This is a genomic window from Aliishimia ponticola (assembly GCF_004803475.1).
Classification (GTDB): domain Bacteria; phylum Pseudomonadota; class Alphaproteobacteria; order Rhodobacterales; family Rhodobacteraceae; genus Aliishimia; species Aliishimia ponticola.
The window spans coordinates 118061-132548 of the sequence record NZ_SRKY01000003.1 but is presented as its reverse complement, the minus strand read 5'-3'; the positions used below and the strand labels follow the sequence as shown (position 1 = coordinate 132548).

Annotated in this window: 16 protein-coding genes; 1 reads left to right on the top strand and 15 read right to left on the bottom strand. The window is 62.1% G+C overall.

From position 1 onward, the window contains the following. Positions 1-26 precede the first annotated feature (26 nt). The 5 genes from E4Z66_RS11765 to E4Z66_RS11745 are packed head-to-tail and all read right to left on the bottom strand — an operon-like array spanning position 27 to position 5122. Positions 27-1328: an NAD(P)/FAD-dependent oxidoreductase gene (locus tag E4Z66_RS11765; RefSeq protein ID WP_136463228.1), complete on the bottom strand. Its 1302-nt coding sequence runs from the start codon at positions 1326-1328 to the stop codon at positions 27-29. 9 nt (positions 1329-1337) lie between these two features. Further along, positions 1338-2699 (bottom strand): glutamine synthetase family protein, encoded by a 1362-nt coding sequence (locus tag E4Z66_RS11760; RefSeq protein ID WP_136463227.1) that lies wholly within the window; start codon positions 2697-2699, stop codon positions 1338-1340. After that, positions 2696-3382 carry a type 1 glutamine amidotransferase gene (locus tag E4Z66_RS11755; protein ID WP_136463226.1) on the bottom strand — a complete coding sequence of 229 codons (687 nt, stop codon included), beginning with the start codon at positions 3380-3382 and terminating at the stop codon, positions 2696-2698. The genes E4Z66_RS11760 and E4Z66_RS11755 overlap by 4 nt, the downstream gene beginning before the upstream one ends. 49 nt (positions 3383-3431) lie before the next feature. Continuing rightward, the gene (locus tag E4Z66_RS11750; RefSeq protein WP_136463225.1) at positions 3432-4238 is read right to left on the bottom strand and encodes an ABC transporter permease; all 807 of its coding nucleotides are present in this window, start codon (positions 4236-4238) and stop codon (positions 3432-3434) included. After that, on the bottom strand, positions 4235-5122 hold the full coding sequence (locus tag E4Z66_RS11745; protein WP_136463709.1) for an ABC transporter permease: 888 nt from the start codon (positions 5120-5122) through the stop codon (positions 4235-4237). Before E4Z66_RS11745 ends, E4Z66_RS11750 begins: the two co-directional genes overlap by 4 nt. A gap of 243 nt (positions 5123-5365) precedes the next feature. On the opposite strand from E4Z66_RS11745, the gene E4Z66_RS11740 reads away from it, so the two are divergent. Further along, positions 5366-6898 carry a calcium-binding protein gene (locus E4Z66_RS11740; RefSeq protein WP_136463224.1) on the top strand — a complete coding sequence of 511 codons (1533 nt, stop codon included), beginning with the start codon at positions 5366-5368 and terminating at the stop codon, positions 6896-6898. A gap of 23 nt (positions 6899-6921) precedes the next feature. Here E4Z66_RS11740 and E4Z66_RS11735 read toward each other — a convergent pair whose 3' ends face one another. The 10 genes from E4Z66_RS11735 to secG all read right to left on the bottom strand — a co-directional run bounded on the left by E4Z66_RS11735 (position 6922) and on the right by secG (position 14407). Continuing rightward, complete coding sequence (locus tag E4Z66_RS11735) at positions 6922-7203, bottom strand: hypothetical protein (protein ID WP_136463223.1); 282 nt, start codon at positions 7201-7203, stop codon at positions 6922-6924. Positions 7204-7295: 92 nt separating this feature from the next. Continuing rightward, a complete protein-coding gene (locus E4Z66_RS11730; protein WP_136463222.1) occupies positions 7296-8030 on the bottom strand; it encodes a transporter substrate-binding domain-containing protein in 735 nt (244 codons plus the stop codon). A gap of 28 nt (positions 8031-8058) precedes the next feature. Beyond that, a complete protein-coding gene (locus E4Z66_RS11725) occupies positions 8059-8835 on the bottom strand; it encodes an ABC transporter ATP-binding protein (RefSeq protein ID WP_136463221.1) in 777 nt (258 codons plus the stop codon). A 153-nt stretch (positions 8836-8988) separates the two neighbouring features. Beyond that, on the bottom strand, positions 8989-9747 hold the full coding sequence (locus tag E4Z66_RS11720; RefSeq protein WP_246035999.1) for a phosphate/phosphite/phosphonate ABC transporter substrate-binding protein: 759 nt from the start codon (positions 9745-9747) through the stop codon (positions 8989-8991). After that, positions 9744-10184 (bottom strand): tellurite resistance TerB family protein, encoded by a 441-nt coding sequence (locus E4Z66_RS11715; RefSeq protein ID WP_136463220.1) that lies wholly within the window; start codon positions 10182-10184, stop codon positions 9744-9746. The genes E4Z66_RS11720 and E4Z66_RS11715 overlap by 4 nt, the downstream gene beginning before the upstream one ends. 19 nt (positions 10185-10203) lie before the next feature. After that, a complete protein-coding gene (locus E4Z66_RS11710) occupies positions 10204-10644 on the bottom strand; it encodes a tellurite resistance TerB family protein (protein WP_136463219.1) in 441 nt (146 codons plus the stop codon). A 10-nt stretch (positions 10645-10654) separates the two neighbouring features. Beyond that, the gene (locus tag E4Z66_RS11705) at positions 10655-11299 is read right to left on the bottom strand and encodes a hypothetical protein (RefSeq protein ID WP_136463218.1); all 645 of its coding nucleotides are present in this window, start codon (positions 11297-11299) and stop codon (positions 10655-10657) included. Positions 11300-11340: 41 nt separating this feature from the next. Further along, on the bottom strand, positions 11341-12120 hold the full coding sequence (locus E4Z66_RS11700) for a 23S rRNA (adenine(2030)-N(6))-methyltransferase RlmJ (protein ID WP_136463217.1): 780 nt from the start codon (positions 12118-12120) through the stop codon (positions 11341-11343). 110 nt (positions 12121-12230) lie between these two features. Beyond that, complete coding sequence (locus E4Z66_RS11695; RefSeq protein ID WP_136463216.1) at positions 12231-13874, bottom strand: CTP synthase; 1644 nt, start codon at positions 13872-13874, stop codon at positions 12231-12233. 170 nt (positions 13875-14044) lie between these two features. Continuing rightward, positions 14045-14407, bottom strand: coding sequence for a preprotein translocase subunit SecG (gene secG, locus E4Z66_RS11690; RefSeq protein ID WP_136463215.1), 363 nt, complete (start codon positions 14405-14407; stop codon positions 14045-14047). Between the last annotated feature and the right edge of the window lie 81 nt (positions 14408-14488).

The following is a 14488-nucleotide window of genomic DNA, read 5'->3' as shown; positions in this document are numbered from 1 at the left end:
GCGTCGGTTTAGGGGCAGGGTAGGGCTTAGATGCCGAGCCTGTCGCGCAGGGCGTACCAGCTCATCGCCATGGCAAGCAGGGGCGACTTGAAGGCCGGGCCGCCGGGAAAAGCGGTGGAGGGGATCGCGCCGAGCGTATCGAACCCGTCGCCATCGCCCTCGATCGCCTTGGCCATCAACCAGCCCGCATGGGTGGCAGAGCCGACCCCATGGCCAGAATACCCGGAGGCGGACAACACGTTGGGCGCGACGCGCGCAAGGAATGGAAGGCGTTTGACGGTGATCGCCAATGTTCCCCCCCAGGCATAGTCGATGCCGACATCCTTCAGGCTGGGGAATATTTCCAGCATGGGTTTGCGCACCACGGCGGCGATATCCGACGGGAAGCGATAGCCATAGGATTCGCCGCCTCCGAACAACAGGCGCCCGTCATGGGACAGGCGGAAGTAATTGATGACGAAGCGATCATCGGACACCGCGATGTCGCGCCGCAGCACCTCTTCGACGCGCGTACCCAAAGGTTCGGTCGCGGCGATGAAGTTGTTGATCGGCATGACATTGCGTGCGACCGGGCGGGCCAGACCCTGAGAATAGCCATTAGTGGCGAGGATCACATGATCGGCGCTGATCCGGCCTTGGCCGGTGCGGATGGTCGCGGGGGAGGTCTGTTCGATATGATGCGCTTCGGTCTGTTCAAAGATGCGCACACCTGCCGCCTGCGCTGCGCGCGCCAGACCAAGCGCATAGGCCAGCGGGTGCAGATGCCCTGCGTCCATATCCAGAATGCCGCCGTGATACTCCGGCGAGGGGCAGATATCGCGAAAGGCCTGCGCGCCGAAGGCTTCGATCTTGTAGTCGTATTGGCGGGCCATGAAATCGGCATAGGCGTGTAGATCATCGACCTCTGACTGGCGGGTGGCGGTCCATGCCACACCGGGCCGCAGATGACAGTCGATGCCGTGCCGGTCGATCAGGGATTTGACCAACCCCTTCGCCTCTTCGCCCAGATGCCACAGCTTCACCGCCATGCCGCGGCCCAGCATCTTTTCCAGCGTCTTCTGATCCTGCCGCTGCCCCGATCCCAACTGCCCGCCATTGCGCCCAGATGCGCCAAAGCCAACGCGTTGCGCGTCGATCAGGATCACGTCGCGCCCGGCTTCGGCAAGATGGAGCGCGGCGGAAAGGCCGGTATAGCCCGCGCCAATCACGCAGACATCGCAGCGCTGTTCACCTTTCAGCGAAGCGAAGGGCGGCAGTTGCGCAGTCGTCGCAGCATACCAACTCTCCGGGTAGCTTCCCTTGCGGTCATTGGCATACAGCAACTTCATCCGGCAACCTCACACGTTCAACAGCAGGTGCTCGCGTTCCCAAGGGGAAATCACCGACAGGAATTCTTCGTACTCGGCGCGTTTCACGATGGAATAGACCCGTGCGAACTCCGGCCCGATCACCTCGTGCAGGGCGGTGCTGTCTTCGAACTGAGTCAGCGCCTCGCCCAGAACGCGCGGGATATCGCCTTCGCCCTCATAGGCGTCACCGCGGAACTGCCGATGCGGGCGACGTTCCTCTTTCAGGCCCAGAAGACCGCAGGCGAGAGAGGCCGCAATCCCCAGATAAGGGTTGCAATCCATCCCGGCGATGCGGTTTTCCACGCGCCGCGCATCCGGCTCTGCCAGCGGGATGCGAATGCCAGTCGTGCGGTTGTCGCGGCCCCATTCCAGATTGATCGGGGCGGCATGGTCCCGAACGAAGCGGCGATAGCTGTTCACATAAGGCGCCTGCATCGCGAGCGCGGCGGGCATGTGATATTGCAGCCCGGCGATGAAATGGAAGAACGCATCCGTTTCGCCCCCTTGCGGACCGGAAAAGATGTTCTGCCCGGTTTCCAGATCCAGCACCGAATGATGGATATGCATGGCCGATCCCGGCTCATCCGCGATGGGTTTGGCCATGAATGTGGCAAAACAATTGTGCCGCAGCGCGGCCTCGCGGATCAGGCGTTTGAAGTTGAACACCTCATCCGCCAGCTTGATCGGGTCACCGTGGCGCAGGTTGATTTCCAACTGGCCCGCGCCGCCTTCTTGGGTGATCCCGTCGATCTCTGACCCTTGCGCTTCGGCAAAATCATAGATGTCGTCGATCACCGGGCCGAATTCATCCACCGCCGTCATCGAATAGGCCTGACGCGCTGCCGCAGGCCGGCCAGAGCGTCCGGTCATCGGTTCGATATCGCGGGCGGGGTCAAGGTTGCGCGCGATCAGGAAGAATTCCATCTCCGGCGCGACCACGGGTTTTAGACCCATCTCGTGATACTGCTGGACCACGCGGCGCAGCACATTGCGCGGCGCAAAGGGGACTGGTTCGCCATGCCGGTCAAAGGCGTCATGGATCACCTGAAGCGTCCAGTCCGCCGTCCAGGGCGCGGCGGTTGCGGTGCTCATGTCGGGGATCAACACCATGTCTCGTTCGATGAAGCCCTCGGCCCCGGCGGCCTCTCCCCAATCGCCCGTGATGGTCTGATAGAAGATCGAGTCGGGCAGGTGGAATTTCGACTGCCGCGCAAATTTCGAGGCCGGAACCGCTTTGCCCCGGGCGATGCCGGGCAGGTCCGCGATGACGCATTCCACTTCGTCCAGCTTGCGCCCTTCCAGATACGCGCGGGCGTTCTCCGGCAGGTCGGCCATCCAATCGGTTGTCATGCTGTCACCTTCGCGCCAGAGAGAAACGCGGCGATCTTCGCGGCGATGGCGTCATTGTCATTCGGCCCCTCAAGCGAGGCCAGAGAGCGCTGCAGCGTCTCGTCATCCAGAACGGTGGGGCCGCGTATCTCGGCAAGGTCGCGGGCATAATCGGTCGTGAATTCCGGGTGCGCCTGATAGGTCAGCACGGTGTCGCCATAGCGCAGTCCAGCGAAGGGGCAGAAGTCGTTGGACGCGATGACCTCGGCCCCGGGGGGCGGGGCAATGACCTGATCCTGGTGCCAGGCATTCAGCGTCAATGCGTCGCTGCCACTGTCATATGTCGTGCGCCCCACAGCCCAGCCGCCGGGATATTTCTCGACCGTGCCGCCAAGGGCCTGCGCGATGATCTGATGGCCAAAGCAGATGCCGACGAGCGGCTTGCCACTGTCCCTGATCTGCCGGATCAGCCGCTCCAGCGGGGGAATCCACGGATGGTCCTCATAGACGCCATGGCGCGAGCCGGTGATCAGCCACGCATCGGCGACCTCTGGCCCGGCAGGAAGGTGGTTGTCGACGACAAAGAAGTCGCGGAATTCGAAATCGTTCCCGTCCAGAAAGCGCCGAAAAATCCGATCGTAATCGCCATAGACAGTTCGCAATTGCTGCGGAACGTGACCCGTAATCAGTAAGCCGATTTTCATTAGATACCTCGCTCGCAATCCGTACACCCAGCTTTGCGGGCTGGCAAGATTACCGAATGAGGTTCGGACGCAAACGCAAGCGGGGCCGCGCCGTTTGTGGCAGGTGCCGGTTCAGACGCCGGTTCACAAGGCCAAACCCGCCGATCACCAACAGTGTCAGCAGCACGAAATAAAGCGCGAGGATCGGGTAGGGCACGAACGGGTTGAACGTCTTGTCCGCGAAGTAACTTGCGTAATAAAGCGCGTCGCCCCGCTGCTGCCACGCCGGAAAGCCGGAAAAGAACACCAGCGTCGTGGCGTGGAACAGGAAGATCGCCTCATTCGTATAAGACGGCCATGCCAGCCGCAGCATGGTTGGCCAGACGATCCGGCGAAACCGCGACCAGCCTGACATGCCATAGGCATCCGCGGCCTCCAGATCGCCCTTGGGCACCGATTGCAGCGCGCCGTAGAAAATCTGCGCCGAATAGGCGGCGGTATTGCAAAACAGTACGATCGTCGCACCAAGCCACGCGGCGGTGAAAGGATCGAAAAAGTCGTTTGTGCGCTTCAGGCTGAGGAACAGGAAATAGGCAAAGAAGAACTGGATGAACAGCGGCGAGCCACGGAACAAGAAGATGAACCCATCCGCCGGAAGCCGCAGCCAGCGGTTCCGGGACGTTTTGGCCAGCGCCAGCCCGGTGGCGAAGAAGAACCCGATCAGCAGCGCTACGACGCCGAAATAGATGTTCCAGATCATGCCGGACCCGATCAGGGTGAACTGTTCGCACAAGGTAAAGTCGCTGCGCGGCAACAGCCGTTCGCCGATCCCGAGCGACCGCAGCCCATAGGCCTGAATGGTTTCGATACAGCTCACAGCGCCGCCCCCTTGCGCATCGCCTCACCGCCCGCCGTGGCCTGCCCATACGAGAGCCGCGCACCGATCCGGTTCAGCAAACGCTCCGATCCCCATGTCATGACAAGATAGAAGACGAGAAGCGCAAGGAAGTACCACATGCGCCAATCCCCATGCGGGTAGTCAGAGAACCGTGCGGTTTTCGTGCTGCCAAGCTCGCGCGCCCAATAGACGACATCCTCGATCCCCAGCAGGAACAGCAAGGGCGTCGCCTTGATCAGGATCTGCCACAGGTTCGACAGGCCGGGCAGCGCAAATACCCACATCTGCGGCACCAGCACCCGCCAGAAGGTCTGGCGCGGGCTCATGCCATAGGCTTCGGCGGTTTCAAGCTGGGCGTGGGGGACGGCCTGCATCGCGCCGAACAGCACATTCGCGGCAAAGGCCCCAAAGACGATGGCAAAGGTGAAGACGGCCAGCGCGAATGCGTAAGTTTCATGCACCCATTCTCGGGCAGAACTTAGCGGCAGTTTCGCCTGCTGGCACACGATGAAATCCGCGCCCTGCCGGATCGGGTCTTCCCAGTCGGGGCAAAGCGCCACATGCCGCACATATTCGAACATCTGGTCCAGCGCGATCACGAAGAACAGGAAGAACGCGATATCCGGAACGCCCCGCACCACCGCGATATAGCCGCGCCCCAGCCATGACAGCGGCAGGAAACGCGACCGCGCCGCCGTCGCCCCGGCAAAGCCGAAAGACAACGCCACAGGCGCGGTGACGGCCAGAAGCAACAGCACCTTCACGAAGGCGTTGTAGAACTGGAAATGCACGCCGGTGGTCAAATAGCAACTCAGCCATTTGACACCCTCAAGCGCATCGGGATCGGAGCAATAATTATAGATGGTGGTGTCCCGGTTCAGTGGCTGGCAACGCGCCGGATCGCGCGATTTCGTTAATTTATCCGAAAGTTTCGGCCAGTGACCAGAGCGGTTTGCCTTTGACACGTCAGGAAAGCGCGAATGACGGAAAGAAATGCAAATTTTTGCACCTATGGTTGTCCGATTCAGCCGCGCCCCGTAGCCTGACCCTGCGGCGCGCGCGGTGAAACCGGGCCGTATCCGCAACGCAGCAGAAAGGCTTTGCGAATGGCTCCGAAGGATTATGGCACGCCCGCCGACAATGTGATGACTGCACTTGGCAATCGCGGTGTGTTTTCCTTTGCGGGTGACGATAGGCTGGACCTGACGGCGACCAAATGGTGGGGCCAGATCCACGCATGGGCAGGGGCGGGCGACGACCTTCTCAACCTTGGCTTTCACGACATCCACGACTTCACCGATACGGACGGGATTTACCGGACCATTTCCCACGGCCATCACGTGCGCGGAGAGGCGGGCGCGGACCGCTTCAACTTTACCGATCTCGACGAGGTGCAGGGCACGGTTGTCGGCCGGATCGAAGATTTCAACGCCTCCGAAGACAGGATTCAGATCGACGGTGCGGATATCGACCTGACCGATTTGCCGGGCAATGTCCGGCTGGTCGCTTATAACGGCGATTTCGACGATCCCGATGCCGATCCTCAACAGTGGTTGCTGATCACCACCGCCGCGGGGCGGGTGTTCTATGCGCTGGAAGGCGCGCGGGTCGATATGGATGGCACAGGCGGCGCAAATGGCGGCGCGCAAGAGGCACATTTCCTGACCCAGCCCATCGACTGGGACGCGTTGGAAGACATTCCCTTCACCGATCCGCAAAACTATGTGCCAGCGGGCATGACACCGGGGGCCGGGGGCGTGCGGATAAACGACACCGATCAGGATGCAGCCGATGTGGCGCAGCAAATTACCGGAACGGCCCAGGACGACCTGATCGCCGCAGGGCTCAATGATGATGTGGTGCGCGCCTGGGCGGGCGATGACCATGTCTGGGGCGGCAGCGGGCATGACGATCTTTACGGCGACGGCGGCGCGGATGTGTTGGAGGGCAACGCGGGCGATGACCGGGCCTATGGCGGCGACGGGGCCGATGAGGTCTCTGGCGGGGCGGGCAATGACCGTCTCTATGGCAATGCCGGGGCGGATACCCTGTATGGCGACGATGGCGCGGACCGCGTCGATGGGGGCAGCGGCGATGACCGGGTCCATGGCGGCGCGGGGGACGATTACCTTTACGGTCAGGGCGGGGCTGACATTTTGTACGGCGGTCGCCATGACGACGTGCTGCGCGGCGATGGCGGGGATGATGCGCTATATGGGCAAAACGGCATCGATCGGCTGTTCGGAAGCGAAGGCGATGACATGCTCAGCGGCGGATCGGGCGCGGATATCCTGCAAGGCGGAACCGGGCGGGATAGCGCCCATGGCGGGCGCGGCGCGGATGTGTTCGTCTTCGACACCGGCGATCTGATCCGCTGGGGGGATTTGTCCGGCGAATGGCAGGAGCGGTCCCTGCTGATCGACGTGATCGAGGATTTCGCAATCGGTCAGGACGTGATCGACCTGCGGGGCTTTGCGGGGGTCGGCAGCCGCGACGATCTGAAATGCTGGATGACAGAATTGGACGGCAACCGCTTCTTCACGCTGAAGGTCGATGCCACGAATGAGCGTTTGCTCGTCGAAGTGGAGGATACGGTGGAATGGCGCGATTTTTTCGTGGATGACAGCTTCTTGTTCTAAGCGCTGCCGTTGATGCGAAAACGTCAGCCGCCGTCCGATGGACCGGCCTGAATGGGGATACGCGCGCCCAAGGCTTGGAAGTCGACCGTGTCAGGGATTTCGCCCGGCACCAAGGCGCGGGTGTCTTCGATGCTGACGCTGGCCGTATCGGGGGCGGCGGCAAGTTCCGTCTGCACGCGCTGTTCCGCTTCGGATTGGGACACCGCCCGCACCGCGAACGCACAGAAATAACCAGGCCCCTCCGCATGACCGTCCGGGCGCAGAACCTTGGCCAGAACGGCGTATCCGGGGATGATGATCTGCATGTGCGGGGGAAACCTGAAAGCCCGGCACGCCCCGATGGGGCAAGGGCCGGGAAGGGGTGTAGGGTAGGCTTGCGCCTACCCCACGTGTTGGATCAGTACGTGCCGGTGCCTTCGCCGAACCACTTGTCGAGCATCGCGTTCAGCGTGCCGTCTTCCTTCATGGACGTGATCGCCGCATCGAACTTTGTTTTCAGATCGGTGTCGGATTCACGAAGGCCCATGCCAACGCCTCCGCCCAGCGGAACGTCGTCGCCCACGAACATCAGCTCACCGCCCGATTCCTCGACCAGCGGCACAAGGTAGTCGCGGTCGGCGAATACGGCATCCGCTTCGCCATTGCGCACGGCAGCAACGGTTTCTTCCGGCGTTGCGAACTCAACCAGTGTTGCGCCGCTTTCGGCCACGTAACCGGCCTGGATCGTGGCGGTTTGCGCCGCGATGACGCCGCCTTCCAGATCGACACCTTCAGATGTCGCAACATAGGTCGATGCGGTCGGCGGATAGTAATCTTGCGTGAAATCAATCACTTCGTCGCGCTCGTCGGTGATCGACATGCCGGCCATGATGGTGTCGTAGTTGCCACCCACAAGGTTCGGGATGATCGAATCCCAGTCGTTCTTGACCCACTCGCAAGTCAGCTCGGCGCGCTTGCACATCTCGTCGCCAAGCTCGCGCTCGAACCCGTCGATCTCACCCGCGTCGTTGATGAAGTTATAGGGGGCATACGCGCCCTCGGTGCCCATGCGCACGGTTTTTCCGTGGCCATCGGCCAAGGCGAACCCGGCGGACAATGCCAGCGCCGCAGTGGTCAGGATCAAGTGTTTCATATGACGTACTCCCGTCTGTTGGTTATGATCAGGCTGCATGTGTCGCGGACAAGAAACCGCGCAGCCTTTCGGATTGGGGGTTGCCGAAAAGGCGCTCTGGCGGGCCTTCTTCTTCGATCAACCCCTGATGAAGAAACACGACATGGTCTGACAGGTCCGCTGCCAGCTTCATGTCATGCGTGACGATAATCATGGTGCGCCCTTCGGCGGCAAGATCCTTGATGACCTTGACGACTTCCTGTTCCAGTTCCGGGTCCAGCGCCGAGGTCGGCTCGTCGAACAGCAACGCTTCGGGTTCCATGCACAGCGCCCGCGCGATGGCCGCCCGCTGCTGTTGACCGCCAGACAGCTGCGCCGGATAGACATCGCACTTGTCGCCAATCCCGACCTTGTCGAGATAGGCGCGCGCCGACGCTTCGACCTCTGCCCGGTCGCGTCCCAGAACGGTGCAGGGCGCTTCCATCACGTTTTGCAGGATCGTCAGATGGGACCACAGATTGAACTGTTGGAACACCATCGACAGATTGGTGCGGATGCGCAGCACCTGGGCGGGGTCGGCAGGGCGACGCCCATGAGACGAACCGCGCCATTTGACCGGCTCCCCCTTGAACAGGATTTCGCCCTGTTGGCTGTCTTCCAGAAGGTTGCAGCATCGCAGCAAGGTGGATTTGCCCGACCCCGAAGACCCGATGAGAGAGATCACATGCCCGCGCGGCGCAGCAATATCGACCCCTTTGAGCACTTCCAGTCGCGCATAAGACTTGTGGAGGTTCTTGATTTCTATGACGGGATCAATGTCGGTCACGTGGGCCTACTTGGATCAGGATTTGCAGCATGTGGACGAATATTCGCGGTTGATGCAACGAAGAAATTGCCTGTTTTTGCGAAAATCAGCGTCAATTGCCCGTTTTTCAGGCAGGGGTTGTCCTGTGTTGCGGGCGCTGAGGCAGGCCCGCAATCACCCTGCGTGCAGCAGGGCATCCGGGCCGGGCGGCGTTGGCACGTCCAGGTAGGTTTGGGCCGGGATCGTCACCACCGAGCGAAGGCAAAGCTGTTGCGCCATTTGCGGTGGCAAGGCGGCGATGGCCCGGCTTATGGCGCTGCGCAGCTGTTCGGCATCCCGCGCCGTGCCGGTGATATAGGGCAGGGCGGGGGTGGGCTGCGTTGCGGCCATGGCCACCACATCCCCCGTGCCGTCCAGATCGCTGGACTGGAGCAATTGCAGTGTCAGCGCGTCGAGGGCCGCGAAATCCGCGCGCCCGTCCCGCACCGCCGCGAAAGACGCCGCATGACCGCCGGTTTCCAGCAACGTTCCGGGGCGAATCCCGGTTCCGATCATGTGATGCACCGGGGCGGCCCAGCCTGACTGGGACAGCGCCTCGTTATAGGCAAAGCGCGCCCCATCGAAATCGCCCAGTGCCGCGCGCGTATCGTCGCGGCGGCGGATGAAGATGGAATTGTAATACCCCGGCGGACATCCGGGCAGGCCGTAATCCGGCGTGCCCACAAGCTGCACCTTGTCATGCAGCACGGCGCGATAAGGGTAGCCGCAGGTTTGCGACAGCAGCAGGTCCGGGCTTTGCCAGATGTCCCAAAAATCGCCCTCGCGGGTAAGCTCCGCCGGGCCGAATCCCAGTTCGCGCCGGATCAGGTGCCAGAAGGCATCGGTCGCCTCCCGCAAATGGGCCATGTCATACATGCCCAGATGCGCGATCACAGGCTGGCCTCGACCCTCTTGCGCGCAAGATTGCTGTCCATGTCTTCCACCCCAAGCAGGGAGGACACGAGCCGCAGCAGCGCATCCTCTTCCTTGGCGCGTTCGCCATCGGCCAGAACCACGCCCCAAAGCGCTTCGATCACGCCCAACCGGTCTTCGTAGCCCACCGCATCCTTGATGGCGCGGGTGAACCGGACGGTGTCGGGGGCCTCGGCCTCCAGCACTTCGGCCTGTGCGCGCAATTCTTCCATCGCGGGGCCGTCCAGACCATAGCGTTGCGACATCGCCGCATCGATCTGGGCCTTCTCGGCTTCCGCGTAATACCCATCCGAGCGGGCCACACGCACAAGCAGCGCCGTCAGCGCCAGCCGTGCATCCGCATCCGGCAAGCGCGCAGGCTGCGGGGCGGTCAATCTTTTGATGAATTCTCCGAACATGTCTGGTGATATAGGCGGCTTATTCGCCCGCGCCAAGCGCCGCCGCACGTGCCGCCGCGCAATCTTCTTCGCTCAGACCCAGGGCGGTCTCGATCTCTTCGACGACGCCTTCTTCAAGGCTGTGGCTTTCACCATCGGCCATGACCACCTGCCACATCGCATGGGCCAGTCCCATACGCTCGGCATAATCCACCTCGTCGCGCAGGATCTTGGCGAATTCGGCCTTGTCTGCGGCGTGCATCTCAAGGTCGGTGCAGACCGCGCGCAGCTTGGCGGCCTCCAGCGGGCCGATGCCGAAGGTCGCCTGCAAGATACGGTCAATCGCAGCCACTTCGGCCAGCTTGTACTGCCGGTCGGCCAGCGCCACACGGATCAATAACGCCCCAAGCGCCAATTGGCTGTCAGGCTGCGGCAGAGGTTTCGGGTCGCGCTTCTTGCGCGGAAAGAGTCGTTCGAACATGGGCGCAGTGTTAACCGAGTTTTGGCGGCGGGCCAAAGCGCAAATTGTCGATGGCCAGCCCCTGGGGATCGGTATTGGTGATGACAAATCCCGCGATATCCGGCAGATCGTCCGCCCGCCGAAAGCCAAGAGAGACCGGACCCAGCCCACCAACCCGTGCCACATGGATGACAGAGCCGTCCCGGCGCAGGAATTGCACGGTGGCCGCGCCATCCTCGCCGCCCAGAACCTGAAAGCTGAGCGCCGGTTGATCCTCGTCGAACAGAACCGCAATCGCGCCTTCGCCCTGCCCATGGGTCCACGGATACCCCGCTGGACCATAGCCGTTGAGAATATTGCTGGAATAAAGCCGCACCACCGACAGGGTCTGCCCCGGTGCGCCGGGCAGCAAGGTCAGCGGGGCAAGCGCCGGACCGCTGACCGTGTCGTGATCGCCCTCGGCCCCAAGGGTCTGGCCCGCAAAGCGTTCGGCAAAGCTGGCCCCCGGCAGGCGCAACAGATCATCCACGCGGTGCCCCGGATCCCAGCCCGAAGGCAGATCGTCGAAGGTGATGATTTGCGCAAGCTCCAGCGTATCGGGCGCGACACGGCAAATCGGCGCGCCGCAGGCAAGCGCAGATACGGGCAGGCAGGACAGGACAAGCGAACGCCACATGGGCGCGATCCTACCACGAAAAGGGCCTTCGCGGTAGCGTGCTAGCGGTTCAGCTTGGCAAAGAGGGTTGAGAGGCGGCGCAATTCCTCCTCCAGCCCGAAGGGCGGATTCAGCACGAAAAGGCCAGAGCCGACCATGCCATGACCGGGGCGGGCCGGGGGGAAACGGACCTCGTGCCGCAGCGCCTCTGGATGGGCGCGCATCAAACGCGCCAGCATATCCTCATGCGCGCCACTGGTCAGAACCGGATACCACAGCATGATGATTCCGACATTCCACGCCTTGGCGATCTTGCCGATATGGCGCGGAATATCGGCGTAATCATCCTTGATCTCATAGGGCGGATCGATCAGCAAAAGCCCGCGGCGCGGTGTGGGCGGGGTCAGCGCATGGGCCAGCTCGAACCCATCCTGCCTGTAAAGCTTGGCCTGCCGCCGAAAGCCTTCGCGCAATGCCCCATGTTCGCCCGGATGCAGTTCGGCCAGATGCAGGCTGTCGCCGGGGCGCAGCAAATGCGCCGCGATGGCCGGAGAGCCGGGATAGGTCTGCGGCCCATGTGCCGCGATGACTGCGGCACGTGCCTGTGACAGCGGGTGATCGGGGCCGAACCAATCGGCATGAGCCTCGATCCCCTGCGCGGCTTCGCCCGTCTTGGTCGCCTCCGCGCCCGACAGGTCATACAGCCCGCGCCCGGCATGGGTTTCGATATAGCTAAGCGGTTTGTCCTTGCGCGTCAGATAGGCAAGCGTCCACGCCAAGGCCCCATGCTTTTGCAGATCGGCGAGGTTCCCGGCGTGATAGGCGTGTTGGTAGGACAGCATGTCGGCGTTGGCTCACTTCGGGCAAATCATGTCGGACGTGCTTATACCCAAGCCGCAAACGGCGCGAGGGCACAAGCCTTGAACAGCGCGCCAAACAGCCCGGTGCGGGATCACACCAGCCGCGAGTTTTCCTTGGCCGCGCGGACGAAATCCCGGAACAGCGGGTGCGGATCGAAGGGTTTGGATTTCAGCTCCGGATGGAACTGAACGCCGATGAACCACGGATGGTCCGGCCATTCCACGATCTCGGGCAGGCGGCCATCGGGCGACATGCCAGAGAACCGCAAACCCGCCTTTTCCAGCTTTTCGCGATATTTGATATCCACCTCATACCGGTGGCGGTGACGCTCATCGATCGAGGTCTTGCCATAGACCTTGGCCACGCGCGAATCTTCCATCAGCACCGCGTCATAGGCCCCAAGCCGCATTGTGCCGCCCTTGTCGTCGGTGACCTTGCGTTCGACCTTGTGGTTGCCCTGCACCCATTCCTTGAGGTGATAGACCACCGGCTCGAACCGTTTCTTGCCCGCCTCATGGTCGAATTCCTCGGACCCGGCGGTATCCAGACCGGCCACATTGCGCGCCGCTTCGATAACGGCCATTTGCATGCCAAGGCAGATGCCCAGATAGGGGATCTTCCGCTCGCGCGCGAATTGCGCGGCCTTGATCTTGCCCTCTGTGCCACGCTCGCCAAAGCCGCCGGGCACGAGGATCGCGTGATAACCTTCCAGATGGGGCGCGGCGTCTTCCTTTTCGAACACCTCCGCATCGACCCATTCGACCTTGACCTTCACACGATTCGCCATGCCGCCATGGGTCAGCGCCTCGGCGATGGACTTATACGCATCCTCAAGCTGGGTGTATTTGCCCACGACCGCCACGCGCACCTCGCCATCCACGTTGTGAATGCGGTCGGACACGTTTTCCCACTTGGACAGGTCCGGTTTCGGTGCCGGGTTGATCTGGAACGCATCCAGGACCGCCTGATCCAGCCCTTCGCGGTGATAGGCCAGCGGCGCGTCATAGATGGTGGACAGATCCTGTGCCGCAATCACGCTGTCGGGGCGGACATTGCAGAACAGGGCCAGTTTTTCACGCTCTTTCTCGGGGATCGGCCCTTCGGACCGGCACACAAGAATATCCGGCGCGATGCCGATGGACCGCAATTCCTTGACGGAGTGCTGGGTCGGCTTGGTCTTGAGTTCGCCCGACGCCTTGATCCAAGGCAACAACGTCAGGTGCATGAAAATACATTGGCCGCGCGGGCGGTCCTGACTGAACTGGCGGATCGCCTCGAAGAAGGGCAGGCCTTCGATATCGCCCACCGTGCCGCCGATTTCACACAGCATGAAATCGACCTCGTCATCGCCGATCTCGATGAAGTCCTTGATTTCATTGGTAACGTGCGGGATCACCTGGATCGTTTTGCCAAGGTAGTCGCCGCGGCGCTCCTTTTCGAGCACGTTGGAATAAATCCGGCCGGAGGACACGCTGTCCGTCCGCCGCGCCGCCACACCTGTGAACCGTTCGTAGTGGCCAAGGTCCAGGTCGGTTTCAGCGCCATCATCGGTGATGAACACCTCGCCATGTTCGAATGGCGACATCGTGCCCGGATCGACGTTGAGATAAGGGTCCAGCTTGCGCAACCGCACGGAAAAGCCCCGTGCCTGTAGCAAAGCGCCCAAGGCCGCCGAAGCCAGCCCCTTGCCAAGAGAGGACACCACGCCGCCGGTGATGAATACATATCGAGCCATAGTCCGGAGGGCCTCCCGTGATCTGCTGTCAGCCTGCAATCATGCATCTTTGGGCCGCGAAAAAACGCAACACCACGGGATTTAAGTATATCCAGATTCGCCGTGGTGAAGCAAGATGCGCTCAACATCATGTTGCGCGCATTTCGCGGACCTCAATTGGTTGTAGTGTCTTAGTCTGCGCTGGGAACCAGCGGCGCGTTTTCGTCCGATGTGGGCGGCAACAGGCTGTCACCGTCCTGAAGATCAGGCGATAGGTTGATGCCGCCTTCTGCGGCGGGCGGTGTCGTGCCAAGCCGGTCGATGACCGAAACACCTGCGGATTTCTGCGCCGCCACGATCGTCAGCGCGATCGAGGTGCAGATGAACGCACCTGCCAGAACCCATGTCACCTTGCCCAGCGGTGTGGCCGGGGGACGCCCGGTCGACGTGCTGCCGCCGCCGACAAGCCCGCCACCTTCGGAGCGCTGCATCAGCACAACGGCAATAAGCCCCAGTGCGAGGAACAGGTGTACGATGAGAACGACGTTTTCCATGAAATCCTTGAGATGGCGGCTGGCGGTTCGCGGGGTATCTATGGAAGTTTCCGCTCCGGGGCAAGAGGCTGAGGGCTGGAC

Coding starts and splice junctions, on each gene's coding strand:
- E4Z66_RS11765 (WP_136463228.1), bottom strand. CDS start 1,328: ATGAAGTTGCTGTATGCCAATGACCGCAAGGGAAGCTACCCGGAGAGT.
- E4Z66_RS11760 (WP_136463227.1), bottom strand. CDS start 2,699: ATGACAACCGATTGGATGGCCGACCTGCCGGAGAACGCCCGCGCGTAT.
- E4Z66_RS11755 (WP_136463226.1), bottom strand. CDS start 3,382: ATGAAAATCGGCTTACTGATTACGGGTCACGTTCCGCAGCAATTGCGA.
- E4Z66_RS11740 (WP_136463224.1), top strand. CDS start 5,366: ATGGCTCCGAAGGATTATGGCACGCCCGCCGACAATGTGATGACTGCA.
- E4Z66_RS11735 (WP_136463223.1), bottom strand. CDS start 7,203: ATGCAGATCATCATCCCCGGATACGCCGTTCTGGCCAAGGTTCTGCGC.
- E4Z66_RS11730 (WP_136463222.1), bottom strand. CDS start 8,030: ATGAAACACTTGATCCTGACCACTGCGGCGCTGGCATTGTCCGCCGGG.
- E4Z66_RS11715 (WP_136463220.1), bottom strand. CDS start 10,184: ATGTTCGGAGAATTCATCAAAAGATTGACCGCCCCGCAGCCTGCGCGC.
- E4Z66_RS11710 (WP_136463219.1), bottom strand. CDS start 10,644: ATGTTCGAACGACTCTTTCCGCGCAAGAAGCGCGACCCGAAACCTCTG.
- E4Z66_RS11705 (WP_136463218.1), bottom strand. CDS start 11,299: ATGTGGCGTTCGCTTGTCCTGTCCTGCCTGCCCGTATCTGCGCTTGCC.
- E4Z66_RS11700 (WP_136463217.1), bottom strand. CDS start 12,120: ATGCTGTCCTACCAACACGCCTATCACGCCGGGAACCTCGCCGATCTG.
- E4Z66_RS11695 (WP_136463216.1), bottom strand. CDS start 13,874: ATGGCTCGATATGTATTCATCACCGGCGGCGTGGTGTCCTCTCTTGGC.
- secG (WP_136463215.1), bottom strand. CDS start 14,407: ATGGAAAACGTCGTTCTCATCGTACACCTGTTCCTCGCACTGGGGCTT.